General features: G+C 42.4%; 25 protein-coding genes. 9 read left to right on the top strand and 16 right to left on the bottom strand.

The features are described from left to right. Nucleotides 1-110 precede the first annotated feature (110 nt). Entirely contained in the window at nt 111-1,139 is a 1,029-nt protein-coding gene (gene dapD / locus G337_RS0100975; protein ID WP_028862212.1) for a 2,3,4,5-tetrahydropyridine-2,6-dicarboxylate N-succinyltransferase, read from the top strand. Nucleotides 1,140-1,273: 134 nt separating this feature from the next. Here the strand turns inward: dapD and G337_RS0100970 are convergent, their stop codons facing one another. The 8 genes from G337_RS0100970 to G337_RS0100935 form a co-directional block, all read right to left on the bottom strand. Beyond that, nucleotides 1,274-1,573 (bottom strand): YciI family protein, encoded by a 300-nt coding sequence (locus G337_RS0100970; protein ID WP_028862211.1) that lies wholly within the window; start codon nt 1,571-1,573, stop codon nt 1,274-1,276. A 2-nt stretch (nt 1,574-1,575) separates the two neighbouring features. Then, nucleotides 1,576-2,148, bottom strand: coding sequence for a septation protein A (locus G337_RS0100965; RefSeq protein ID WP_028862210.1), 573 nt, complete (start codon nt 2,146-2,148; stop codon nt 1,576-1,578). 42 nt (nt 2,149-2,190) lie between these two features. Then, the gene (gene trpA / locus G337_RS0100960) at nt 2,191-3,000 is read right to left on the bottom strand and encodes a tryptophan synthase subunit alpha (RefSeq protein ID WP_028862209.1); all 810 of its coding nucleotides are present in this window, start codon (nt 2,998-3,000) and stop codon (nt 2,191-2,193) included. Further along, nucleotides 3,000-4,187: a tryptophan synthase subunit beta gene (gene trpB, locus G337_RS0100955; protein ID WP_028862208.1), complete on the bottom strand. Its 1,188-nt coding sequence runs from the start codon at nt 4,185-4,187 to the stop codon at nt 3,000-3,002. Before trpB ends, trpA begins: the two co-directional genes overlap by 1 nt. Nucleotides 4,188-4,482: 295 nt before the next feature. Beyond that, a complete protein-coding gene (trpCF, locus tag G337_RS0100950; RefSeq protein WP_028862207.1) occupies nt 4,483-5,889 on the bottom strand; it encodes a bifunctional indole-3-glycerol-phosphate synthase TrpC/phosphoribosylanthranilate isomerase TrpF in 1,407 nt (468 codons plus the stop codon). After that, nucleotides 5,883-6,905 (bottom strand): anthranilate phosphoribosyltransferase, encoded by a 1,023-nt coding sequence (gene trpD, locus G337_RS0100945; protein ID WP_028862206.1) that lies wholly within the window; start codon nt 6,903-6,905, stop codon nt 5,883-5,885. The genes trpCF and trpD overlap by 7 nt, the downstream gene beginning before the upstream one ends. Continuing rightward, nucleotides 6,906-7,514 carry an aminodeoxychorismate/anthranilate synthase component II gene (locus G337_RS0100940; RefSeq protein WP_028862205.1) on the bottom strand — a complete coding sequence of 203 codons (609 nt, stop codon included), beginning with the start codon at nt 7,512-7,514 and terminating at the stop codon, nt 6,906-6,908. It abuts the gene before it with no gap. Between the two features lie 4 nt (nt 7,515-7,518). Continuing rightward, on the bottom strand, nt 7,519-9,120 hold the full coding sequence (locus tag G337_RS0100935; RefSeq protein WP_028862204.1) for an anthranilate synthase component 1: 1,602 nt from the start codon (nt 9,118-9,120) through the stop codon (nt 7,519-7,521). Between the two features lie 371 nt (nt 9,121-9,491). Between G337_RS0100935 and rnm the strand changes: the two genes are divergently transcribed. The 4 genes from rnm to galU all read left to right on the top strand — a co-directional run bounded on the left by rnm (nt 9,492) and on the right by galU (nt 13,036). Next, on the top strand, nt 9,492-10,361 hold the full coding sequence (gene rnm / locus G337_RS0100925; RefSeq protein ID WP_028862203.1) for an RNase RNM: 870 nt from the start codon (nt 9,492-9,494) through the stop codon (nt 10,359-10,361). Next, nucleotides 10,358-10,978 carry an L-threonylcarbamoyladenylate synthase gene (locus tag G337_RS0100920; RefSeq protein WP_028862202.1) on the top strand — a complete coding sequence of 207 codons (621 nt, stop codon included), beginning with the start codon at nt 10,358-10,360 and terminating at the stop codon, nt 10,976-10,978. The genes rnm and G337_RS0100920 overlap by 4 nt, the downstream gene beginning before the upstream one ends. A gap of 170 nt (nt 10,979-11,148) precedes the next feature. Further along, nucleotides 11,149-12,036 carry a 23S rRNA pseudouridine(2605) synthase RluB gene (gene rluB, locus G337_RS0100915; RefSeq protein WP_028862201.1) on the top strand — a complete coding sequence of 296 codons (888 nt, stop codon included), beginning with the start codon at nt 11,149-11,151 and terminating at the stop codon, nt 12,034-12,036. Between the two features lie 175 nt (nt 12,037-12,211). Further along, nucleotides 12,212-13,036 (top strand): UTP--glucose-1-phosphate uridylyltransferase GalU, encoded by an 825-nt coding sequence (galU, locus tag G337_RS0100910; RefSeq protein ID WP_028862200.1) that lies wholly within the window; start codon nt 12,212-12,214, stop codon nt 13,034-13,036. Between the two features lie 75 nt (nt 13,037-13,111). On the opposite strand, the gene murQ is transcribed toward galU, so the two are convergent. Then, nucleotides 13,112-14,011, bottom strand: a complete 900-nt coding sequence (gene murQ / locus G337_RS0100905) for an N-acetylmuramic acid 6-phosphate etherase (protein WP_028862199.1) — start codon at nt 14,009-14,011, stop codon at nt 13,112-13,114. Nucleotides 14,012-14,165: 154 nt separating this feature from the next. Between murQ and G337_RS0100900 the strand changes: the two genes are divergently transcribed. After that, nucleotides 14,166-14,528 carry a CidA/LrgA family protein gene (locus G337_RS0100900; protein ID WP_028862198.1) on the top strand — a complete coding sequence of 121 codons (363 nt, stop codon included), beginning with the start codon at nt 14,166-14,168 and terminating at the stop codon, nt 14,526-14,528. Between the two features lie 2 nt (nt 14,529-14,530). Beyond that, a complete protein-coding gene (locus tag G337_RS0100895; RefSeq protein WP_028862197.1) occupies nt 14,531-15,208 on the top strand; it encodes an LrgB family protein in 678 nt (225 codons plus the stop codon). Nucleotides 15,209-15,340: 132 nt separating this feature from the next. Here G337_RS0100895 and purN read toward each other — a convergent pair whose 3' ends face one another. Both purN and purM read right to left on the bottom strand, forming a co-directional pair. Next, nucleotides 15,341-16,006, bottom strand: coding sequence for a phosphoribosylglycinamide formyltransferase (gene purN / locus G337_RS0100890; RefSeq protein WP_028862196.1), 666 nt, complete (start codon nt 16,004-16,006; stop codon nt 15,341-15,343). A 3-nt stretch (nt 16,007-16,009) separates the two neighbouring features. Then, nucleotides 16,010-17,050: a phosphoribosylformylglycinamidine cyclo-ligase gene (gene purM / locus G337_RS0100885; RefSeq protein ID WP_028862195.1), complete on the bottom strand. Its 1,041-nt coding sequence runs from the start codon at nt 17,048-17,050 to the stop codon at nt 16,010-16,012. A gap of 298 nt (nt 17,051-17,348) precedes the next feature. Here purM and G337_RS0100880 point away from each other — a divergent pair, with 298 nt between their 5' ends. Further along, nucleotides 17,349-18,404 carry a DUF2066 domain-containing protein gene (locus tag G337_RS0100880; protein WP_028862194.1) on the top strand — a complete coding sequence of 352 codons (1,056 nt, stop codon included), beginning with the start codon at nt 17,349-17,351 and terminating at the stop codon, nt 18,402-18,404. A gap of 12 nt (nt 18,405-18,416) precedes the next feature. Beyond that, a complete protein-coding gene (gene hda / locus G337_RS0100875; RefSeq protein ID WP_028862193.1) occupies nt 18,417-19,145 on the top strand; it encodes a DnaA inactivator Hda in 729 nt (242 codons plus the stop codon). A gap of 17 nt (nt 19,146-19,162) precedes the next feature. On the opposite strand, the gene G337_RS0100870 is transcribed toward hda, so the two are convergent. The 5 genes from G337_RS0100870 to G337_RS0100850 all read right to left on the bottom strand — a co-directional run bounded on the left by G337_RS0100870 (nt 19,163) and on the right by G337_RS0100850 (nt 21,790). Continuing rightward, the gene (locus G337_RS0100870) at nt 19,163-19,561 is read right to left on the bottom strand and encodes a DUF2069 domain-containing protein (protein WP_028862192.1); all 399 of its coding nucleotides are present in this window, start codon (nt 19,559-19,561) and stop codon (nt 19,163-19,165) included. Nucleotides 19,562-19,589: 28 nt separating this feature from the next. Beyond that, a complete protein-coding gene (gene arsC, locus G337_RS0100865; protein ID WP_028862191.1) occupies nt 19,590-19,940 on the bottom strand; it encodes an arsenate reductase (glutaredoxin) in 351 nt (116 codons plus the stop codon). Nucleotides 19,941-20,039: 99 nt separating this feature from the next. After that, a complete protein-coding gene (locus tag G337_RS0100860) occupies nt 20,040-20,480 on the bottom strand; it encodes a YcgN family cysteine cluster protein (protein WP_028862190.1) in 441 nt (146 codons plus the stop codon). Nucleotides 20,481-20,487: 7 nt separating this feature from the next. Further along, entirely contained in the window at nt 20,488-21,504 is a 1,017-nt protein-coding gene (locus G337_RS0100855; protein WP_037026796.1) for a lytic murein transglycosylase, read from the bottom strand. Further along, nucleotides 21,491-21,790 carry a YcgL domain-containing protein gene (locus G337_RS0100850; RefSeq protein ID WP_028862188.1) on the bottom strand — a complete coding sequence of 100 codons (300 nt, stop codon included), beginning with the start codon at nt 21,788-21,790 and terminating at the stop codon, nt 21,491-21,493. Before G337_RS0100850 ends, G337_RS0100855 begins: the two co-directional genes overlap by 14 nt. Nucleotides 21,791-21,915 lie beyond the last annotated feature (125 nt).

Below are 21,915 nucleotides of genomic sequence, written 5' to 3'. Positions count from 1 at the left end.
TGCATTTAACCCTTTAAATCTGTGATCTGCTTCTTTATGATGAACTGCTAATAATTAGTCACCATGATGGTGATAGAGTTTATTCAGACTTATAAATCGGAGCTTAATTCATGTCTACATTTGCACTTGCTTTTGGTACTGCGACTAAAAACCGTGACCAGAAAATTATTGAAGCATTTTTCCCTAACCCCCTATTAAATCCAAGTGATGATCTTGTTGCTGTTATTGCTGGCTTAGTCGGTTATGAGCAAGGCAATCAGGAAATTGAAATTACACCTGAAGTGGCAGAGCTGCTGGCTGCCGCATTTAACGGTGCAGATGAGGAAGCTAATGCTGATTTTGCAGCCGCCGCTGCTAAATCCTGCCAGCCGTTGATATTAGTTATTTTAGCGACGGATGAAGCACCAGTAACTGTTGCTCAGGGCTATCTGAAACTGCAGCTTATCTCGCATCGTTTAGTTAAACCGCACGGCCTGGTTTTAGATGGTATTTTTGGTGTGCTGCATAATATAGCCTGGACAAATAAAGGTGCTATTGATCTTCCTGAGTTAGCGGACCGTCAAATAGCAGCGCGTTTAAACGGTGAAACAATCACTGTTGACTGCGTTGATAAATTCCCGAAAATGGTTGATTACATTGTGCCGAACGGCGTACGTATTGCTGATACTTCTCGTGTACGTTTAGGTGCGCATGTTGGAGAAGGCACAACGGTAATGCATGAAGGTTTCATTAACTTTAACGCAGGTACAACGGGTGTAAGCATGGTTGAAGGACGTATTTCTGCTGGTGTTATGGTGGGTGAAGGCAGTGATATCGGCGGCGGCGCATCTATTATGGGCACATTAAGCGGCGGCGGTAAAATGATTATTGCTATTGGTGAAAACAGTCTGCTTGGTGCTAATGCAGGCCTTGGTATTCCGCTTGGTAACCGCTGTACAATTGAATCGGGCTTATATGTAACGGCTGGTTCGAAAATAAAAATTCTTGATAATGAAGGAAAAGAAGCCGGGTTTGCAAAAGCGCGTGAACTGGCAAATAAAGATGATCTGCTTTTTCGTCGTAACTCAATGACCGGTCAAATTGAATGTTTAGCAAATAAAAGCGCTGTAGAGTTAAACAGCATGCTGCATTCAAACTAACCGTAGCTTTCATTATTTGTATAAGGGTTGCTTTGGTAACCCTTTTTTATATCTGCTGCTCAGTGAGATACTGCTGTGTAGATAAAATAAAACCAGCAGGTGCTGGTTTTATTAAAGATTTAGCCGCTAACAAACTAAGGCAGAACCTTCTTAAAAGGTTTTACAATCACTTCTGCATAAACACCCGCTTCAACATAGGGATCGGCATCCGCCCAGGCCTGTGCATCCTGCAAGGAAGCAAACTGAGCAATGACAGTGGAGCCGCTGAATCCTGCTTGTGCAGGTTCTTCGCTGTCAATCGCTGGATTAGGGCCGGCAACTAATAAACGTCCCTGATTATCCAGCTCTTGTAAACGGGCAAGATGCGCCGGACGAGCCTGTTTGCGCTGTGCTAAGCTGTTTTCAACATCCTGTGCAAAGATAACGTATAACATATTTATTCCTCTGAATTTTTATTAGCTGAAGCTTCTTTTTCCGACTCTGGAACCGGTAGGTATTTGTAGATATAAACACCGCTTAAAACGGTAAATGCAAGCGTAACACCCAGCAGTCCGAATACCTTAAAGTTTACCCATACCTCCATTGATAAGCTGAATGCAATATAGACATTAACAACACCTAATAATGCGAAGAAAACCGCCCAGGCAAGGTTAAGGTTATTCCAGATATTATCGGGCAGGCTTAATTCCTTGCCGAGCATCTGTTTGACAGCAGGCTTTTTAAAGATAAACTGGGTAACCAATAAGGCTAGTGAAAACAGAGCGTAAACTACGGTTACTTTCCACTTGATAAATACATCATCATGTAAAACCAGTGTTAAGGTGCCAAACAACATAACCATTACAAAAGTAACAATATGCATTTTTTCAAGTCTGCCGTTTTTGAAATAGTTAAACGCCAGCATAAGACCGGTTGTCAGCATTAATGATGCTGTTGCCGCATAAATATCTACCATTTTATAAACAGCAAAGAAAATGATCAGCGGAATAAATTCAAAAAATTGTTTCATGTTTATCTCTTTTTAAAAAGTGGGCAAGCCCACTTTACCGTTTTACTTATAGGTAGCAGCTTTCATTTTTTTAATGAATTTGTGCATTTCACCAAGCAGTTTTTCCGGATTATCCAGATTAGCCTGAATAATTTTAACAACAGCTGAGCCAGATATTGCACCGGCAGCGCCGGATTTAATAGCTTCTTTGACCTGACCAGGTTTAGAAATACCAAAACCTAGTAAAGACGGTGCTGCATTATGCTGACTTAATGTTTCTAACATATGCTCAACCGGCATACCGGCTTTTGCGTCCGCACCCGTTACACCTGCACGGCTTAGCAGATAGGTATAACCAGAGCCTAGCTCAGCTACTTTCTGCAGTGTTTTTTGAGAGCCGTTGGGCGGTGCAATAAAAATCTGTTGAATGTTAAATTTAGCAGCTGCTGCGCGGTAAGGGGCACTTTCTTCCAGCGGTACGTCGGCAATTAACACTGAATCAACACCCGCTTCTGCGCAGCGCTGATAAAAATTTTCAATGCCGTTACGGTATACAAGGTTTACATATAGTAATAAACCGATCGGCACTGTCGGATGCTGCCTGCGGATTTCTGTGATGATTTCAAAACAGCTGTCCGGTGTTATGCCTGAATCTAAAGCACGTGTTGATGCATCTTGAATCACGACTCCGTCGGCTACCGGATCGGAGAAAGGGATACCGAGCTCCAGCGCATCGGCACCGGCTGTTACTAAGGTATCAATAATTTTCAGCGAAAGTTCCCGGTTAGGATCGCCGATCGCGACAAAAGGAACAAATGCACCCTGGTTTTCTGTTTCAAGGCGGTTAAATAAAGCTGCGTAACGTTTGCTCATTAGATCATTCCTTTTTGTTCAAAAATTTCAGCAACAGTGAAGATATCTTTATCACCTCGGCCGGATAAATTAACAATAATAATCTGTTCTTTATCATCATGTTCGATAATTTTAAGGGCATGCGCAAGTGCATGTGCTGATTCCAGTGCAGGAATGATACCCTCCTGCTCTGCAAGGATTTTGAAAGCTTCTAATGCTTCGTCATCGGTTGCATTGACGTACTGAGCTCTGCCGGTTTCTGCAAGATGAGCGTGCTGCGGTCCGACGGATGGAAAATCCAGGCCGGCTGAAATAGAGTAAGACTCCTGCACCTGTCCATGCTTGTCCTGCATCATCAGTGAGTGCATACCGAAGAAAATACCTTTTGAACCGTAGGAGATAGGGCAGCCGTGCTCGCCGGTTTCAATACCGTGACCGCCGGGTTCAACACCGATTAATTCTACATTTTCATCGTCAATAAAATCAGCAAACATACCAATCGCATTAGAGCCGCCGCCGACACAGGCGATTACTTTATTGGGTAATATACCTTCTTTTTTTAGACACTGCTGTTTGGCTTCTTCACCGATCATTTTTTGAAAATCACGAACAATGGTCGGGAAAGGATGCGGTCCGGCGGCTGTACCTAATAAATAATGTGCTGTTTCATAGCTGCCGGCCCAGTCACGCAATGCTTCATTACAGGCATCTTTTAAGGTTGATGAACCGGATGTTACCGGAATCACTTCTGCGCCCATTAAGCGCATACGGAAGACATTGGGTTTCTGGCGTTCACAGTCAACTGCGCCCATATAAACTTTACATTTTAAACCGAGTAATGCGCAGGCTAGGGCGGTGGCAACGCCATGCTGTCCTGCACCGGTTTCTGCGATTATTTCATTTTTACCCATACGTTTTGCCAGCAGCGCCTGACCTAACACCTGGTTAGTTTTGTGTGCACCGCCGTGCAGTAAGTCTTCACGTTTAAGGTAAAGTTTAGTTTTTTTACCTTTAGTTAAATTACGGCATAAAGTAAGGGGAGTCGGGCGTCCCGCATATTCTGTTAATAATTCTGAAAACTCGGTACGGAACTCCGGATCGCTTTGTGCTTTTAGAAACTCGTCTTCTAACTGTTTTAATGCCGGCACAAGAATCTGTGGTACGTACATGCCGCCGAATTGTCCAAAGTAAGGATTTAACTTTTCCATTTTTTTAGAACCTTTTAATTTTTATATAAGACATGATGATCTTATAATTAATAATATCTTTTGAGTGAAAGGTTGTGAAACATACATATCATGTGCCCAGAAAAAATTGGTCCAACTAGGTTTTCAACTTTTCCATTTTTAGAACCTTTTAATTTTTATATAAGACATGATGATCTTATAATTAATAATATTTTTGTGGTGAAAGGTTGTGAAACATACATCTCATATACCTAGGAAAAATTGCCCCAATTAGGATTTAACTTTTCCATTCTATATAACCTCTAAAATTGTACTGTTAACGTTGTACGTAACTTGTAATTGCTGCAAATGCAGCATCTAATTTAGTTTTATCTTTTTTACCCGGCGAACTTTCAACACCGGAGTTAAAGTCTAAACCGGCACAGCCTATCAGAGCCGCCTGCCGCGCATTTTCTGGTGTTAAACCGCCCGCCAGCATTATGCTGCTTTTATCTAAGCCGGCCTGCTCCAGCAGTGACCAGTCAAAAACCTGACCCGTACCGCCGCTCTGTTCGCCCATACGTGTATCAAGCAGGTGTTTCTGTACATTAAACTTTTCGAAATCAGGAAGACTGCAGCTTATACCATGAGCTTTCCAGATTTCACACTGCTCAGGCAGAAGCGCGCGTAATGTTTTAATGTATTTCGGATCTTCATTACCATGAAGCTGCACAATATGTAGACCAAGCTGTTTTACGGTATAACTAATCAGTTCCGGATCTTCATTCTGGAATACCCCTACATAGGATAACGGCGCACCCAACATTACCAGGCGTGCTTCTTCCATATCCACAAAGCGAGGGGATTTTTCAACAAATATCAGTCCGCCGTAAACCGCCCCGGCTTTATAAGCATCAGCCGCCGCGCGCGGGTGGGTTAAGCCGCAGACTTTGTTTTCGCCCAGAATCAGCCGGCGGCAGGCCTGGTCAATATTTGCCTGACTCATAATCGAGCTGCCCACCAGGAAACCATCCGCATGTTTACTTAAATCTTTTATCTGCGCATGGTTATAGATACCGGACTCTGAAATAACTACCCGGTCTTTTGGTATTTTAGCTGCCAGCTCTTTAGTACGGTTGAGATCAATACTTAAATCGCGCAGGTTACGGTTATTAATGCCGATGATTTTGGCATCTAAGGCAACTGCACGTATTAACTCATGTTCATTACTGACTTCGGTTAATACGCCCATATTAAGGCTGTGTGCTGTATCGCGGTAAGCCTGGTAAGCATCATCATCTAATACCGACAGCATTAATAGAACGGCATCGGCTTTATAGTGACGGGCCAGGTAAATCTGGTACGGGTCGATAATAAAATCTTTACATAAAACCGGCTGCGCAATCTGTTCGCGGACCTTAGTAACATATTCAAAATCACCCTGAAAATACTTTTCATCGGTTAAGACTGAAACTGCCGATGCGTAGTTTTTGTAAGTACCGGCAATCAGATCTAAATCAAATTCCTGGCGGATTAATCCTTTGGAAGGTGATGCTTTTTTACATTCCAGGATAAATACACTTTTATCCTGATGCAGTGCACCGTAAAAATTACGGCTGCTCATGGTTAGTTCATCTTTAAACTTAATTAAAGGCTGCTGTACTTTACGTGCTTTCACCCATTCAATTTTGTCATCAACAATTTTTCCAAGAATGGTGTCTTGTAAGCTCTGGTCGTTTAACATTGGCTTTGCTCCGCTAGCTGCTGTACAAGCTGCAGCGGCTTGCCGGTCTGCATCATATTTAGGGCCATTTCTGCACCTTGTTTAAAGTTATCGGCTTTGCCGTTAAGTACTAATAATGCAGAGACATTAACTGCAACTGCAGCCTGCTGTGCATCTGTGCCTTTACCCTGCAGGATCTGCTCGATAATGACTTTGTTTTCCTGCGGAACACCGCCGAAAATAGCTTCTACCGGGTAATGTTCAACGCCGAAATCTTCAGGTGTTAATGTGTATTCTTTTATTTCACCGTCAATAAGTTCAGCGACTTGAGTTTGACCATGTACTGCAACTTCGTCTAAACCGCTGCCGAAGACCACCATTACCCGTTTCATGCCCAGTTCTTTATGCACCTGCGCAATCGGTTTTAAAAGTTCTGGTGTATAGACGCCCATTAATTCGAATGCAGGACGAGCCGGATTGACCAGTGGTCCTAAGACATTAAATATTGAACGGGTTTTCAGGGCCGCGCGAACTGGAGCTGCAAAGCGCATTCCCGCGTGATAATGAGGGGCAAAAATAAAACAGATATTTAAGTCATCTAAACACTGACGCGCCGTTTCCGGACTCATATTAAGGTTAATACCAAAGGCTGCTAGTAAATCAGAAGAGCCTGATTTGCTTGATACACTGCGGCTGCCGTGTTTGCAGACTTTCAGGCCGCAGGCCGCTGCTACAAATGCACTTGCAGTGGAGATATTAATGGTGCCCAGACCGTCACCGCCGGTGCCGACAATATCGCTAAACTCATAGTCAGGGCGGGGAAAAGCTTTGGCCTGTGCAAGCAGAGCATTGGCGGCTCCGGTTATCTCTAAGGGCGTTTCGCCTTTTATTTTAAATGCTGTTAATGCAGAAGATAAAATTACCGGATCGATTTCACCTTTTACCACCTGCTCAAAAAAGGCCTGGCTTTGCTCACTGCTAAGCGACTCACCTGCATACAATTGTTCTAAAACCTGATGGACATTAAACTGACTCATTTAAAGGGTCTCCGTGTTTGTGACTAGCTCTAAGCTGGTTTCTAATAATTTTGCACCTTCGCAGGTTAAAATTGATTCAGGATGAAACTGAAATCCGATCACTCTATCCTGCTGGTTGTAAACGGCCATACACATGCCGTTAAAGTCAGCGACCACTTCTAAAGAGGGCGGAACGCTTGTACCAAGCAGAGAATGGTAACGGGCAACCGAAAGCGGCTGGCTTAAACCGGCAAACATACGGTCACCGCAATGACTTATTAATGAAGATTTACCGTGCATAATCTGCTCTGCCTGCCCGATGGTGCCGCCGTATTGTTCGATTAATGCCTGATGACCTAAACAGATGCCGATCATGGGAACCTGAGCTTTACATAATCCGATTAATTCAATCAGGCAGCCGGCGGCGCTTGGCGTGCCGGGGCCGGGGGAAAGAATTAAAACCGCTTCATTTTCACAGGCATCGATATATGCCTTAATCTGCGCAGCCGGCAGACTGTTACGATAAATCTTTACCGGATACCCCAGTGCTTTAAACTGATCTACCAGGTTGTAGGTAAATGAATCAAAGTTATCGAGAAAAAAGAGTGTTTGTTTTCTAGCTGTTTTCATCTGCTTATTCTCCCGCGTTTGTGGTACTGACTGCTTTTAATGTTGTGCCGTGTGCCAGTGCGATTGCATTTAATACCGCGGCCGCTTTACTGCGTGTCTCATCGGCTTCTGACTGCGGCACCGAGTCATAAACAATGCCTGCGCCGGCCTGAGCCTGGGCAATACCGTCTTTAACAAAAGCGGAGCGGATAACGATACAGGTATCCATATCACCTTTACCGTTAATATATCCCACGGCGCCTCCGTAACTGCCGCGGCGTTTTTTCTCAACCTGGCGTACCAGTTCCGACGCGCGAATTTTCGGTGCGCCGACTAAGGTACCCATATTCATGCACGCCTGATAAGCATGCAGGGCATCTAAATCATCACGCAGCTTGCCGACTACACGGGATACTAAATGCATAACATGGCTGTATCTGTCGACTTTCAGCAGATCTGCCACATGGCGGGTGCCGGGCTCACTAATGCGGGCAACATCGTTACGAGCTAGATCAACCAGCATTAAATGCTCAGAGGTTTCTTTGCGGTCTAAACGCAGTTCCAGCTCTAAACGGCTGTCTAAATCTTTATTGATAGAGCCGTCGCGGTTAAAACCACGGGGGCGTGTACCGGCAATCGGGTAAATTTCAACGTCTTTGCTCTGTTGAGTATATTTAATCGCACTTTCAGGCGAAGCACCAAATAAAACAAAATCACTGTCTTTTAAATAAAACATATACGGACTTGGATTGGTTTCTTTAAGTTTTGCATAAGCCGCAATAGGGTTAGGACAGGATAATGAAAAACTGCGAGACGGTACAACTTGAAAAATATCACCTTTAATAATGTTCTTTTTCAGCTTTTCAACAATTGCGCAGTACTGGGCATCGGATACATCGCAGCTGACTTTTCCCTGCAGCGGTACTTGTGCTTTAAGCTGCGGTTTATAGCTGCTGCATAAGCTTTGTAATTCAGTGATGCGGGCCTGGATGCGTTTTTCATTTTCATCTGAATATAAGCCGCCGAAAACACTGCCTATAATTTCTGACTGCTGTGTCTGATGATCTTGAATTAACAGCGTTTCTGCAACATAAAACATAAAATCAGGGCAGATATTGTCACTGTCGGGAACATCCGTTAAATCTTCAAAAGTGGCGATAAAGTCATAAGCAAAAGCCCCGCCAAGAAACAGGGCCTGGTTATGTGAGGATTGTTTTTTAATATTATCAATAAGGCTACGCAGTGCGTCAACCGGAGAAGCTGATTTTAAACGCTGCTCTTCATCACCGCTGCTGTCGGATTTTGGAAAGGTCAGCTGCAGCTGATCTGCTGACTGAAAAGTGATCAGCTGTATTGAAAACTGCGGAGTAATAAAAGTTAATAAATCTTTACCATTGTCGGTTATGGCATCAAAGGTAACGACCAATCCGTGACAGGTTATTTTCATACAGGCATCAAGCAGCATTAAGCTTTTAAGATGTGCTTTACTTTCAATTTCTGCTGAATCAAAAAGCAGGTGGTTACTGCTGTCTGCTGTTATGCTCTGGAATAAACCCAGTGAATCACTAATGTATTCACAGCTATTTTCAATGCTTTTTAAAACCCCAATCGGGTGTAGAGTATTCATTTGTCTTTGTCCTTTAAAATTAAGTCGATAATCGTCTGCTAAAGATTTATGACTGCCATCGCCAGGACTGTTTCAGGATGTTTTTTATTTTGCTCATCAGCTTTCTCTATTTTATCGGGTTTTTAATTTACTCTTACATTTGTGCGGAATTAGATAAAAAAAAAGCCCGCAATGTGCGAGCTTTTAAATTTGGTTTTTTGGGAAAATTTTAAATATACAAAAACCTCATTGCTCGCTTAAGAGAATGAGTGCCACCAAGAATAATCTTTAAGAGTAATTGTATTTAAAATCATATATCATGCGTCCCATAAATTTAGACATCCATTTTTTGCGATTCCGCCTTTAATGTCAAGGTGATTTTTAGGATATTCATGTTAATTGATCTTCACTCACACAGTAATGCTTCAGACGGACAGCTGACACCTGAGGAATTAGTGGTACGAGCTGTCAACCGGCAGGTGGATATGTTAGCAATTACTGATCACGATAGTGTTGACGGATTAGCGCAGGCCCGGCAGGTTATTATTGAGCAGGAATTAAAATTAACCCTGATTAACGGTATTGAAATCACCACTAACTGGCTGAATCATGAAATCCATGTGGTCGGGTTAAATATCGCCCCTGACAATGAAGCTTTATTAACATTAATCGAAACGCAGAAAGATAAACGGGAATCTCGTGCTGTTGAAATGGGGCGCCGTCTTGCAAAAGCTAAAATTCCCGGCGTGTATGAAGGGGCAAAAGCCTTAGCTGGTGAAGGAGCAATTACGCGTGCTCATTTTGCGCGTTATTTAGTTGAAATCGGTGCTGCTCCGACATTTCCTAAAGTGTTCGATAAATATTTAAGCCGCGGTAATACCGGTTATGTGCCGCATAACTGGGTGTCTATGGAAGAGGCAATTAACGTTATCCACCTTGCCGGCGGACAGGCTGTTTTAGCACATCCGAATCATTATCATTTATCAAATAAGTGGATGCGCCGCTTATTTACCGAGTTTAAACAGGCTGATGGTGATGCGATGGAAGTTGCAATGGGACAGCAGTCACCGCAGATGCGCCTACAATTAGCAATGTGGAGCAAGGAATATGATTTATTAGCTTCACAGGGCAGCGATTTTCATTTTGTCGGCCGCTGGCGGGATTTAGGTAAGGCACTGCATTTACCTGACATAGCAAAACCAGTCTGGTTTGACTGGCCGAGCTATTTGTTATTATCAGAAAAAAAAGAAGTTATATTATGAGTCAGTTTTTTTACGTACACCCAGAAAATCCACAGATTCGTTTAATGAAACAGGCGGTTGAAATATTAAAAAAAGGCGGGGTTATTATTTATCCGACCGATTCCGGTTATGCCTTAGGCTGTACTATGGATAATAAACGCGGTCTGGATAAAATCTGTCAAATTCGTGATTTAGATAAAAAGCATAATTTTACCCTGGTATGCCGCGATCTTGCGGAGATTGCCACCTATGCACGTGTGGATAACCAGGCTTACCGGGCTTTAAAAAATAATACCCCGGGCGCTTATACGTTTATTTTTAAATCAACTAAAGATTTGCCTAAACGTCTAATGAATCCGGCTAAACGTACTATCGGTATTCGTATTCCGGATAACGCTATTGCATTAGCATTACTTGAAGAGTTAAGTGAGCCGTTAATGACCACCAGTTTGATTCTTCCGGGTAAAGACAGTACAGAATTTGATCCTGAAGATATTCGCGATCAGTTAGAGCATCAGGTTGAATTAATCTTAAACGGCGGTTATCTGGGCGAAGCTCCAACCACTGTGATTGATTTTTCTGATGATGATGTGGTTATCACCCGTGAAGGTGCCGGTGATTTAACCCCGTTTCAATAGTACATTTTAGATAAAGTTTAATAAAGAGTTACCAGCACGCCGGTATTTTATGCTGTCTCTAGGCGGAAGCGCGGAATTTATTATTATAAATGAGCACTTCCAACACCGAGACTGCTTAAAATAACCAGTGCCGGGTTGGCATAATGAGAATTACCCAAGGGAAATAGAATATGAGTGAAAAATTACAGAAAGTATTAGCACGATCAGGACTTGGTTCACGCCGTAAAATGGAAGTGGTTATTCAGGAAGGGCGTGTCAGTATTGATGGTAAAGTGGTCGGGCTTGGTGAACGTGTAAGCGAAGAGCAGGTTATTCGTGTTGACGGGCATATTATAAAAAGCACCACGCCGGAAAATGTTGTCTGCCGAATTCTGGCATATAATAAGCCGGAAGGTGAAATCTGTACGCGCAGCGATGAAGAAGGGCGTAAAACCGTTTTTGAACGTCTGCCACATCTGAAAGGGGCGCGCTGGATCTCAATCGGTCGTTTAGATATTAATACATCCGGTTTGTTATTGTTCACAACCGACGGTGAATTTGCCAATAAAATGATGCATCCGAGTCATGAAGTTGAACGTGAATACGCAGTGCGGGTATTTGGTGAAGTGGATGAAGCTATGCTTAACCGCCTGCGCATGGGCGTGCAGCTTGAAGACGGTGAAGCTAAGTTTTTATCTATTAAAGAGTCCGGTAAAGAAGCGGGTGGTGAAGGTATTAACCGCTGGTACCATGTGGTATTAACTGAGGGGCGTACTCGAGAAGTGCGTCGTTTATGGGAAAGTCAGGGCGTGCAGGTGAGTCGTTTAATGCGTGTTCGTTACGGTAATATTCACCTAGATAAGCAGCTGCCGCAGGGCGGCTGGTCTGAGCTTAACCTGAAAGAGGTTAATTACCTGCGTAAATTAGTTGATATGCCTAAAGAAACGGAAACTAAGGTGCGTGTTGATGAAAAGAAAGTGAAAAATACCCAGGCACGTATCCGCCGCGCGGTGAAAAAACATACGCAGCACCGCAAAGCAGGTGAACGCCGCCGCAGTACCAGCCGTACGCGTAAATAATCAATGCGGTTATAATAACCATCCAAAAAGCATACTTAAGGTATGCTTTTTTGTATGTTTAAGAAAATTAGCCTCGCATTTTGCTTAATTAGCCGGGTGTCAAACCTATCAAACAATGCTAAATTTGTATTAGGTAATATAATGAATTTATTAAATAAAAATAAGTAGAGATTTCATGATAACAAAATGTTTATTTCCAGCAGCTGGTTACGGAACCCGGTTTTTACCTGCAACTAAATCAATGCCTAAAGAGATGATGCCGATTGTTAACAAACCCTTAATTGAGTTTGGTGTTGATGAGGCGTTAGAAGCAGGCATGACCGGTATGTGTATTGTTACCGGCCGCGGCAAACATTCATTAATGGACCATTTTGATATTAATTATGAATTAGAGCACCAGATCAGCGGTACCGCAAAAGAAGAGCAGCTGAAGGACATTCGCTCCATAATGCACAGTGCGCATTTTACTTTTATTCGCCAGCGTGAAATGAAAGGTCTTGGACACGCTATTTTAACCGGCAGAAAGTTAATCGGTGATGAACCCTTTGCAGTGGTTCTTGCGGATGACCTTTGTGTCAATGAAGATGAAGGTGTTTTAAAGCAGATGGTTGCGCTATACAACCAGTTCCGCTGTTCAATTGTGGCAGTGGAAGAGGTGCCCGATGAAGAGACCCATAAATACGGTGTGATAAAAGGCGAAATGATTAAAGATGATATCTACCGTGTGGATGATATGGTTGAAAAACCTGAGCCGGGTACTGCGCCGAGTAATATGGCCATAATCGGCCGCTATATATTAACACCGGATATTTTTGATATTATTAAAGAGACTCCCCCGGGTAAGGGCGGTGAAATTCAGATCACCGACGCCTTATTAACGCAGGCTAAGAAAGGCTGTGTACTTGCTTACAAATTTAAAGGTAAACGTTTTGACTGCGGCAGTGTACCTGGTTTTATTGAAGCAACGAATTATGTATACGATAATCTCTACCATGAGTAATCAGTAAAATGTAGAGATATAAAAAATCCCGGCTAAGTCGGGATTTTTTATATCTAGAAACTTTATATCTAGAAACTAGGGAGCTTCCTGAATTGCCCTGCGTATAAAACCGTTTTTTTCTGCTAATAATGTTTTTGCCTGCGATGCATCCCTGCCGGTTAACAGCATTACAATGGCGGTTTTACAATGATTACTGCTCTCCAGGAGCGCCTGCTCGGCCTGCTGATATGTACAGTCTGTCGCTTTTATAACAATATTTTTCTGCCGTTCAAGCAGTTTTGTATTGCTGGCTTTTACATCAACCATTAAATTGCCGAATACCTTACCCGTTCTGATCATGCTGCCGGTGCTGAGCATATTTAAAATTAGTTTTTGTGCTGTGCCGGCTTTCATGCGTGAAGATCCGCTGATAACTTCCGGCCCGACAACGGCGCAGATATCAATATCGCTAATGTTCGACATGGGACTTTGCGGATTGCAGTTAATGCTTACTACCTTTGCCTGCTGGGATTTAGCATAGGACATAGCGCTTAAAACATAAGGCGTTCGTCCGCTGGCTGCAATAGCAATCAGTACATCATGTTCAGTAAAGTTAATATTTTCTAAATCAGTTTGTCCAGCCTGCTGATTGTCTTCAGCATTTTCGACTGCATTTAAAATAGCCTGATGTCCGCCGGCAATTATTCCTATTACCTGCTGCGGATCGCTGCCGAAAGTAGGCGGGCATTCACTGGCATCTAAAATACCTAAGCGCCCCGAGGTGCCTGCTCCGCAGTAGACAAGCCGTCCGCCATGTTGAAAAGCATAACTGATTAAATCAACTGCGAGTGCTATTTCCGGTAAAACGGCCTGTACTGCTTCAGTAACTTTGTGATCTTCATTATTAATGACAGTCAGCATTTCCAAGGTTGATAAGGTATCAATACTGCTGCTGGCTGGGTTAGAACTTTCAGTGATCATATTTGCAATAGACATAGGTTTAATCTGTATTTTAATAGGGTAAATGGCTAAGTATAAGAGCGTTAACTTGTCGATTTATATATAATAACAAACTTAATTATACTAACGAGTTCAATATCACATTATGAAATGTAAAAACAGGTTAGGACGTCCCAGACTGAGTACCCTTATGGCAGGTGCTTTTGATTTTTTTCGTGGTTTTCTGTTGATTATGCTTTTTCTGGCCGCCGGTAAGTTAATCAGCAGTTATCTGCCTATTGCTTTTCCGGGCAGTATTATCGGTTTGATTCTGCTGTTTATCGCTTTATCAGTACAGCTGGTCAAAGTTGAGTGGATCTTAATGTCGGGTAACTTTATTTTAAAATATATGGCGCTGTTGTTTATTCCAATAGGTGTCGGTCTGTTGAATTACCTGGAATTAATTTTTACTCACTGGCTGGTTATTGTGTTTTCTCTGTTTTTTACCACGCTGCTCATTATGTTATTAGTCGGGCATTTTTTTCAGTATCTTAATAGAAATAAAGAGGTCTGATTTTGTTTTTATATATAGCGCTTCCTTTAACCTTGCTGATCTTTTTTGCCGGTAAACGTCTTTATGCTTATAAACCCTGGCCGTTTTTTAACCCGGTTTTATTATCAATTTTAAGCCTGATAGTGATGCATATTCTTCTTGGCCTAGATTATGCGGAATATGAAAAAGGCACCTTTTTGCTAACCAGTTTATTAGAGCCGGCAGTTGTTGTATTAGCATTACCCCTGTATCTGCAGCTTCACCTTATCAAGGCTAAACTGAATATCATACTGTCCGCCTGCCTGCTTTCTGTATTGACAGCCTTTGCCTGTGCTTTTTATATCATGCCTTTATTAGGAGCGGATTTAATTACAGCCGCATCATTTGCGCCTCAGTCGGTGACCACACCGATCGCCATGGAAATTAGTAAAAGCCTGCAGGGAATCATCTCATTAACGGCCGCTATGGTTATTTTTGCCGGAATAATTGGAGCAAGTATCGGGCTTGGATTTCTGCAGTTCTCTGGTGTTAAAGATAAACAGGCGCAGGGTATTGCGGTCGGCTGTGCATCACATGCGCTGGGTACGGCTAAAGTGCTGGAAGTTGATAAAGTAGCGGGAGCATTTTCTTCGATTGCATTGATTATATGTGCCGTTTTGTCGGCATTACTGATGCCGCTGTTATATGCACTGCTTTTTTAACAATATCCTTTCACTTAATTAAATGGTTTGAAATTGCGCCGGAAAAATGTGTGATAGCAAGACGGAATGGTATAAGTATAAAAAAGCCGAAGTCTAACTTCGGCTTTTGGCTGATATTATAAGCAGTTATCACTAATCGGCTGCATAACCATTTTGCGGCAGCAGTTTGCCGTCAAGTATTGCCTGGTTATTTTCCATTGCTAAGCGTCCGGTTAAAAACCACTGAGCGGCTAACGGGAAAATAGAGTGCTCTTGAGTAAGCACCCGTTCGCGTAGATCTTCTGCACTATCCTCAGCAAAAACAGGTACTTTAGCCTGTAATACCGTCGGACCTGAGTCGAGTTCCGGTGTTACAAAATGCACACTTGCACCATGCTCGAGATCGCCGGCATCAATGACACGCTGGTGTGTATTGGTTCCTTGATATTTAGGCAGCAGTGAAGGGTGGATATTAAGCATTTTACCAAGGTATTTATTAACAAACTCTGTGCTTAAAATACGCATAAATCCGGCCATCAGAATTAAATCCGGCTGGTATTTATCCAGTGCTTCAGTTAATAAAGCATCGTATTCTTCACGGGTGTCGATACCCTGGCTGGCTATTATCTGAGTATTGATGCCTGCATCAGCAGCGCGCTGCAGACCTAGGGCGTCACTTTTGTTACTGATTACGGCTGTAACTTCAATGTGCTGATCTGCAATGGTGCTGTTATGCAGCTTATCAATGATAACCTGCAGATTAGTTCCGGTACCTGAGATAAGTACAACAATTTTTTTGCTGGGTAAAGTCGTGCTCATTTTTTATTTAATCTCTACTTGTGCTTCATCTTCACGGGCATCTTCGATATGGCCTAATACCCAGGCATTTTCACCTTGAGCTGTCAGGATTTCTACTGCTTTTTCTTTTTCAGAAGCAGGAACAACGATCATTAGACCAACACCACAGTTAAATGTTCGGTACATCTCTTCTGTTTCTACATTACCATTTTCCTGGAGCCAGTTGAAAACAGCAGGCCATTGCCAGCTGCTGCCGTCAACCACCGCTTTGCTGCCTTTAGGTAATACACGGGGAATATTTTCCCAGAAACCACCACCGGTAATATGTGAAATAGCGTGTACCGGACAGTTTTTAATTAATTCCAGAGTGGACTTAACGTAAATCTTAGTTGGTGTTAATAAAGTTTCACCAAGCGTTGAATCACCGAACGGCGCGCTGGTATCTGCTTTAGATACTTCTAAAATTTTACGCACTAAGGAGTAACCGTTTGAATGCGGTCCGCTTGAACCCACCGCGATTAAAGCATCTCCAGCCGCCACTTTAGTACCGTCAATAACATCAGCTTTTTCTACCACACCGACACAGAAACCGGCGATATCGTAATCATCACCTTCGTACATGCCCGGCATTTCAGCAGTTTCACCGCCGATAAGTGAACAGTTAGAAAGTTCACAGCCGGCGCCGATACCCGTGACAACATCAGCAGCTACGTCAATATCCAGTTTACCTGTTGCGTAATAGTCTAAGAAAAACAGAGGCTCTGCACCTTGAACGATAAGATCGTTTACACACATTGCCACTAAATCAATACCGACAGTGTCGTGTTTTTTAAGGTCAATTGCCAAACGCAGTTTTGTACCGACACCGTCAGTACCTGCAACTAATAAAGGCTCTTTATACCCTGTTGGTAGCTGGCATAATGCGCCGAAACCACCTAATCCGCCCATAACTTCTGGTCGTTTAGTGCGTTTAGCTACACCTTTAATACGCTCAACTAATGCTGTACCCGCGTCAATATCTACGCCAGCGTCTTTATAGCTTAAAGAGGTTTTGTCGTTGCTCACTTGCATTCCCCGCAAAATTAATTGAAAAAGCTGTTTAGGCTTTTATAGAGTTTGATGAATTGGAACTGGCGGCATTTTAGCATCTATATGCCTGGGAGCTAACTATTTATGCACTGATTTTCTGCTTTATGGTGAATCTTTCTCCAGCCGGGGGAATTATCTGTATTTTCAAAGGAGCTGAATTGATTTAAGTTTCAGTTAGTTGGTGAATATAATGCGTTTATTATAATTATCATCTTGCAATAGAGTTAGATCTGCTTATGATCAAGTTTTATTATTTAAAATGGTAGTTAACTTAATGAAATTCATTTTCTTAACACGCAGTCTGTTTATCCTGCTTATCGCATTTACATCGCAGTTATCTGCCGCTCAATTTGATAACCCTTATCAGGGCAATATTGCTGTCGGGAAACAGAGTGAAGATCTGCTCAAAAAACAGGCTTTAAAACAAGTGCTGGTAAAAGTATCCGGTAATACTGAGGTGGTTAAACTGGCTGAAAGTAAACTGCTGTTAAAAAAAGTGCAGACTTTGTTATCTCAGTTTGGTTACCGAATGTTTAAAGAGCAGCGTTACTTTTTTGCCGTTTTTGATCAGCGTAAAATCAATCAGGCGTTAAAGGATATGCAGCAGCCTGTCTGGGGAGATACTCGGCCGACAACGTTAGTCTGGTTAATTAAAGATGAGCAGGGTACTCGTAAACTGCTTTCTGACTATATGATTAATAACAGTACAGAATCGAAACTCTCTTCACTGCTGCAGTCCCAGCAGCATGATCGCGGTATTACTCTGCAGTTTCCTTTAATGGATCTGGATGATAATCTGGCATTATCTGTATCTGATGTTGCCGGGCGTTTTTATACGCCGATTGCAGCCGCCAGTGCACGTTATGCAATGAATCATTTTGTTGCCGCTAATTTGAAAAAGGTGTCGCAAGATAACTGGTATTTAGACTGGGTATTAGTCCAGTCTGACACTCTGACTAAACAAAACGAAATATTATTATCAGATAAAATTTACGGTGAGAAATCACAGCTTCTGGCAAAAATGACTAATTCTATTGCGGATTATTATGCAGGGCAGTATGCGGTGCTGGAAAGCGAAGATGAGAAGTTTAAACAAACCATTTATATTAAAGGTATTACTTCATTAGCGCAGTTAACAAAAGTGAATGATCTTTTATCCGGGTTATTAGCTATTGCTTCATTTGAAGTTGTGTCAGTACAAGATCAGCAGGTCACAATTAATGTTAAAGTTAACGGCGGTCTGCATAGTTTTGCAAATGCACTGTCAGTCCAGCCGGCTTTGCAGGAAGATCTTTCTAATAATGAAAAATTTCATTTTTACTGGCGTTAATTAAGGAAACCCATGCCTCAAGATGAGTTACGCTTTCAATATCCATTATTAGCACTTAAATTTCCTGATGATGAAACTTTTGCGAGTTTTTACCCGGGACAAAATGCCGCTTTACTGACTCAGCTGAAAAACAGTGTGGTAGGGCTCGGTGAACCTGTCCTGTATATGTGGGGAGAGTCCGGCAGCGGGCGCTCACATCTGTTACATGCTTTATGCAGTGAAGTTGACGAGCGCGGCGACAGTGTTGCTTATATCCCTCTGCATCACTATCAGGGCATGACCCTGGATATTTTTGAAAATATGGAAAGAGTCACTCTGGTGTGTATTGATAATGTAGATGCAGTCGCCGGTGATAAAAAATGGGAAAAAGCACTTTTTGATTTTTACAACCGCTGGTTAGACAATAAAGACAACCGTCCGCCGGGGGCCAGTTTAGTATTATCTGCCGGTGATCTGCCCAAACAGTTAGGTATAAAGCTCAATGATCTTGTGTCCCGATTTGAATGGGGAGCCTGTCATCATTTAGCGCCGCTGAATGATGAAGAAAAACTGGGAGCGCTGCAGCTGCGGGCGCAGCTGAAAGGTATGAAACTGCCCGTTGATGTCGGACGGTTTTTATTGAATCGTTTATCACGAGATATGAATACGCTGTTAACAACACTGGATCGTTTAGATAATGCTTCGCTTGAAGCACAACGTAAACTTACTATTCCTTTTGTTAAAGAAGTCTTAGAGCTTTAACTCTAAGACTTTACAACCTACTTGTTAATTTTTTGTGCAGCCTTCTTTTTGCGGATGCTCAAGCCCATTTCTCGCCCTCTGTATTTCGCAAAGTAGATATTACCGGAGAGAAATAAACAGGTCAGTATCAGCTCAACAACAGCGAGCATCCTCTGAGCCGGATCGGTTAATAAAATAACCATACTGTGCATCAGGTACAACAGAGCAACAAAAGCGCTCCAGGCATATGTATAAGGATTGCTCTGCAAAATTCCTTTCAGCGGGAATAATAAAGGTACAAACCACAGCGCAGTAACCAGCCAGGGACTGATACCCAGCGCCGGCGGTGACAGCCACAGGTGCCAGGCAGGAACAAAAATAAGCAGTCCGAAATAGCCGGTTTTTGCCAGTAATTTAAAAAACTCGGTTTTATTCATAGTTAGTTTCCGGCTGCGGGTAATAACATTAAATGATATCCAGAACGCTTTCCGGCGGGCGTCCAATAGCTGCTTTTCCGTTTGCTAATACAATAGGGCGTTCAATCAGTTTCGGATTTTCCAGCATAACCTGTAATAGTTTCTCTTCATCCTGTACATCTTTCAATGCCAGCGTTTTATAGATATCTTCGTTAGTACGCATTAACTGTCTTGCACTGTTGAAACCTAACAGTTCAATAATCTGTTTTAACGTTTCTAAACTTGGCGGTGTTTTCAGGTATTCAACCACGGTTAGGTTATCTGTTTTATTATCAATCAGGGCTAATGCCGCACGGCTCTTTGAACAGCGCGGATTATGGTAAATAGTAATATCGGTCATCTTTATTCCTTTTGGAAGTCGCGGTTTTACTTTGCTGTATTTATCCGCTTGTGCAGCCGGATATAATCACTTTAAGTTTAACCGCCGTGTTTATAAGAATTATTCTGCCGGCCAGGTAACAATATAATCTTCGAGATTTTCAGGATCCACTGCTGTTTCTGAAATGATTTTTCCTCGAATTGAGCATCCGACTTTATGCATTGCCGACTGACTGCCGGTAATTAAAGGGTGCCAGTCTGGTAATGGTTTTTCTTCAACTAATAAGCGGTAGGCGCAACTTGCCGGCAGCCAGTGAAACTGCTCAATATCATCGAGTGAAACTTTTACACAGTCTTTAACTAACTTAAAGCGCTGTTGGTATTTTCTACATTTACATGTTTTTGTATGCAGCAGATGACAAGCCACATTAGTAAAATGCAGCTCTTCGGTGTCATCGTCAATGATTTTGTTTAAACAGCATTTACCGCAGCCGTCACAAAGTGATTCCCACTCCTGTTGTGACATTTGTGACAGTGTTTTCTTTTCCCAGAAGTTACTCATGTGTACCTTATTCAGTTGGAGCTGTAATGCGCGGGTGATTAATTCGTTCAGATAAATAACTGACCGCTGTTGCAAAGTAATATGAACGGTTCCAGTGCATTAATACTTTATAGTTGTTGTAGGCAAGGTAAACCCTGCCGCTGGCATCATCGGGTATAACAATTGATGCATCAAGATCAACTTTAGGCAGAGCTGTGCCGTCAAAGCGTCGTACTCCCAGCTCCTGCCATTGTGCAAGTTTTTTCTGTTTTTTGATGCCGGCTAATTCGCTGTCAAAATTCTCGGGTAATAAAACCTGACGTCCCCAGGTTTCATCATAATTCCAGCCTTCAGTTTTTAAATAGTTAGCGGCCGAAGCAAAGACATCTGAATAATTGTTCCAGATATCTTTTTTACCGTCACCGTCATAATCCACCGCATAGTTAAGGTAGGAAGTCGGCATAAACTGCACCTGACCCATCGCACCGGCCCATGAACCGATAAATTTATCCTGCTCGATATGGCCTTCTTCTAAAATGGTTAATGCTGCAAACAGCTGTTTTTTAAATAACGCTTCCCGACGTCCTTCGTAAGCCATTGTTGTTAAAGATGAGATAATATAATGACGGCCGGTCAAGCGGCCGAAATTGGTTTCAATACCCCACAGAGCAACAATAAACCTCGGCTGTACACCGTACTCTTTACCAATTTTATGGAGCAGATGATAATGCTTCTGGTAAGCTTCCCGCGCCTGCTCTATTTTCCAGTCAGGCACCGCGCGGGGAATATAGGTATCTAAGGTCAGTTTGAATTCCGGCTGCTCCTTGTCTGATTTGACACTGCGCTGTAAAAATTCTACGTCAGTAAAGGCACGGTCAACAACGGCCGCATCAATGCCGTTTTCTTTGGCTTCAATTTTGATATTTTCAACGTACTCTTCAAAAGGGATTTTTTCTACCTCGGCCGCATTAACGACTTGAAGCATTAAGGATGCGGAACAGATACTCAGCACAGAGAAAAAACCGGTAAATTTATATATTTTCATCTTGGATCCCTTGTTGTTGTTTTTTCCACTTTTTATGTTCTTTTAAGTGGTTAACAGGCGGAGGAGGAAGCTGCAGATAATAACCATTACCGGCAATCGAAGAGAGTACTTTTTCAGCATCTGCAAGGGCTAGATTTGTATCTTTTTTAATATTTAGCAGAGAAACTAACTGCGGCGGACCGAATTGTTCTAAAAGAGGATCGGGAACAGGTGAAAAATCATCTCTTTTAGCGATAAAAAGATAGGTTTGCGGTTTGCGAATACTTTTATATACAGCACATAACATAATACTAATTCAGCCCTTTACTTGCCTATTTTGGCTGCAAACTATAACATGTTATCTGCTTTAATTTTTATAGAAATTAGCTGAATTTTAAGTCAAATCATAAAGATGAATAAAGACAGGACAGT

Origin of the sequence: Psychromonas aquimarina ATCC BAA-1526 (assembly GCF_000428725.1) — a bacterium.
GTDB lineage: Bacteria > Pseudomonadota > Gammaproteobacteria > Enterobacterales > Psychromonadaceae > Psychromonas > Psychromonas aquimarina.
Note: the sequence above shows the minus strand (reverse complement) of the source record. Positions and strands in the feature narration are given on the sequence as shown.

Bases quoted from the DNA above. Each gene is read 5' to 3' on its own strand.
- rluB (WP_028862201.1), top strand. From the start codon at position 11,149: ATGAGTGAAAAATTACAGAAAGTATTAGCACGATCAGGACTTGGTTCA.
- murQ (WP_028862199.1), bottom strand. From the start codon at position 14,011: ATGTCTATTGCAAATATGATCACTGAAAGTTCTAACCCAGCCAGCAGC.
- trpB (WP_028862208.1), bottom strand. From the start codon at position 4,187: ATGGAAAAGTTAAATCCTTACTTTGGACAATTCGGCGGCATGTACGTA.
- G337_RS0100855 (WP_037026796.1), bottom strand. From the start codon at position 21,504: ATGAAAATATATAAATTTACCGGTTTTTTCTCTGTGCTGAGTATCTGT.
- arsC (WP_028862191.1), bottom strand. From the start codon at position 19,940: ATGACCGATATTACTATTTACCATAATCCGCGCTGTTCAAAGAGCCGT.
- G337_RS0100850 (WP_028862188.1), bottom strand. From the start codon at position 21,790: ATGTTATGTGCTGTATATAAAAGTATTCGCAAACCGCAAACCTATCTT.
- purN (WP_028862196.1), bottom strand. From the start codon at position 16,006: ATGAGCACGACTTTACCCAGCAAAAAAATTGTTGTACTTATCTCAGGT.
- trpCF (WP_028862207.1), bottom strand. From the start codon at position 5,889: ATGTTAAACGACCAGAGCTTACAAGACACCATTCTTGGAAAAATTGTT.
- G337_RS0100935 (WP_028862204.1), bottom strand. From the start codon at position 9,120: ATGAATACTCTACACCCGATTGGGGTTTTAAAAAGCATTGAAAATAGC.
- trpA (WP_028862209.1), bottom strand. From the start codon at position 3,000: ATGAGCAAACGTTACGCAGCTTTATTTAACCGCCTTGAAACAGAAAAC.
- G337_RS0100965 (WP_028862210.1), bottom strand. From the start codon at position 2,148: ATGAAACAATTTTTTGAATTTATTCCGCTGATCATTTTCTTTGCTGTT.
- hda (WP_028862193.1), top strand. From the start codon at position 18,417: ATGCCTCAAGATGAGTTACGCTTTCAATATCCATTATTAGCACTTAAA.
- G337_RS0100900 (WP_028862198.1), top strand. From the start codon at position 14,166: ATGGCAGGTGCTTTTGATTTTTTTCGTGGTTTTCTGTTGATTATGCTT.
- G337_RS0100920 (WP_028862202.1), top strand. From the start codon at position 10,358: ATGAGTCAGTTTTTTTACGTACACCCAGAAAATCCACAGATTCGTTTA.
- rnm (WP_028862203.1), top strand. From the start codon at position 9,492: ATGTTAATTGATCTTCACTCACACAGTAATGCTTCAGACGGACAGCTG.
- G337_RS0100970 (WP_028862211.1), bottom strand. From the start codon at position 1,573: ATGTTATACGTTATCTTTGCACAGGATGTTGAAAACAGCTTAGCACAG.
- trpD (WP_028862206.1), bottom strand. From the start codon at position 6,905: ATGAGTCAGTTTAATGTCCATCAGGTTTTAGAACAATTGTATGCAGGT.
- galU (WP_028862200.1), top strand. From the start codon at position 12,212: ATGATAACAAAATGTTTATTTCCAGCAGCTGGTTACGGAACCCGGTTT.
- dapD (WP_028862212.1), top strand. From the start codon at position 111: ATGTCTACATTTGCACTTGCTTTTGGTACTGCGACTAAAAACCGTGAC.
- G337_RS0100870 (WP_028862192.1), bottom strand. From the start codon at position 19,561: ATGAATAAAACCGAGTTTTTTAAATTACTGGCAAAAACCGGCTATTTC.
- G337_RS0100880 (WP_028862194.1), top strand. From the start codon at position 17,349: ATGAAATTCATTTTCTTAACACGCAGTCTGTTTATCCTGCTTATCGCA.
- G337_RS0100940 (WP_028862205.1), bottom strand. From the start codon at position 7,514: ATGAAAACAGCTAGAAAACAAACACTCTTTTTTCTCGATAACTTTGAT.
- G337_RS0100860 (WP_028862190.1), bottom strand. From the start codon at position 20,480: ATGAGTAACTTCTGGGAAAAGAAAACACTGTCACAAATGTCACAACAG.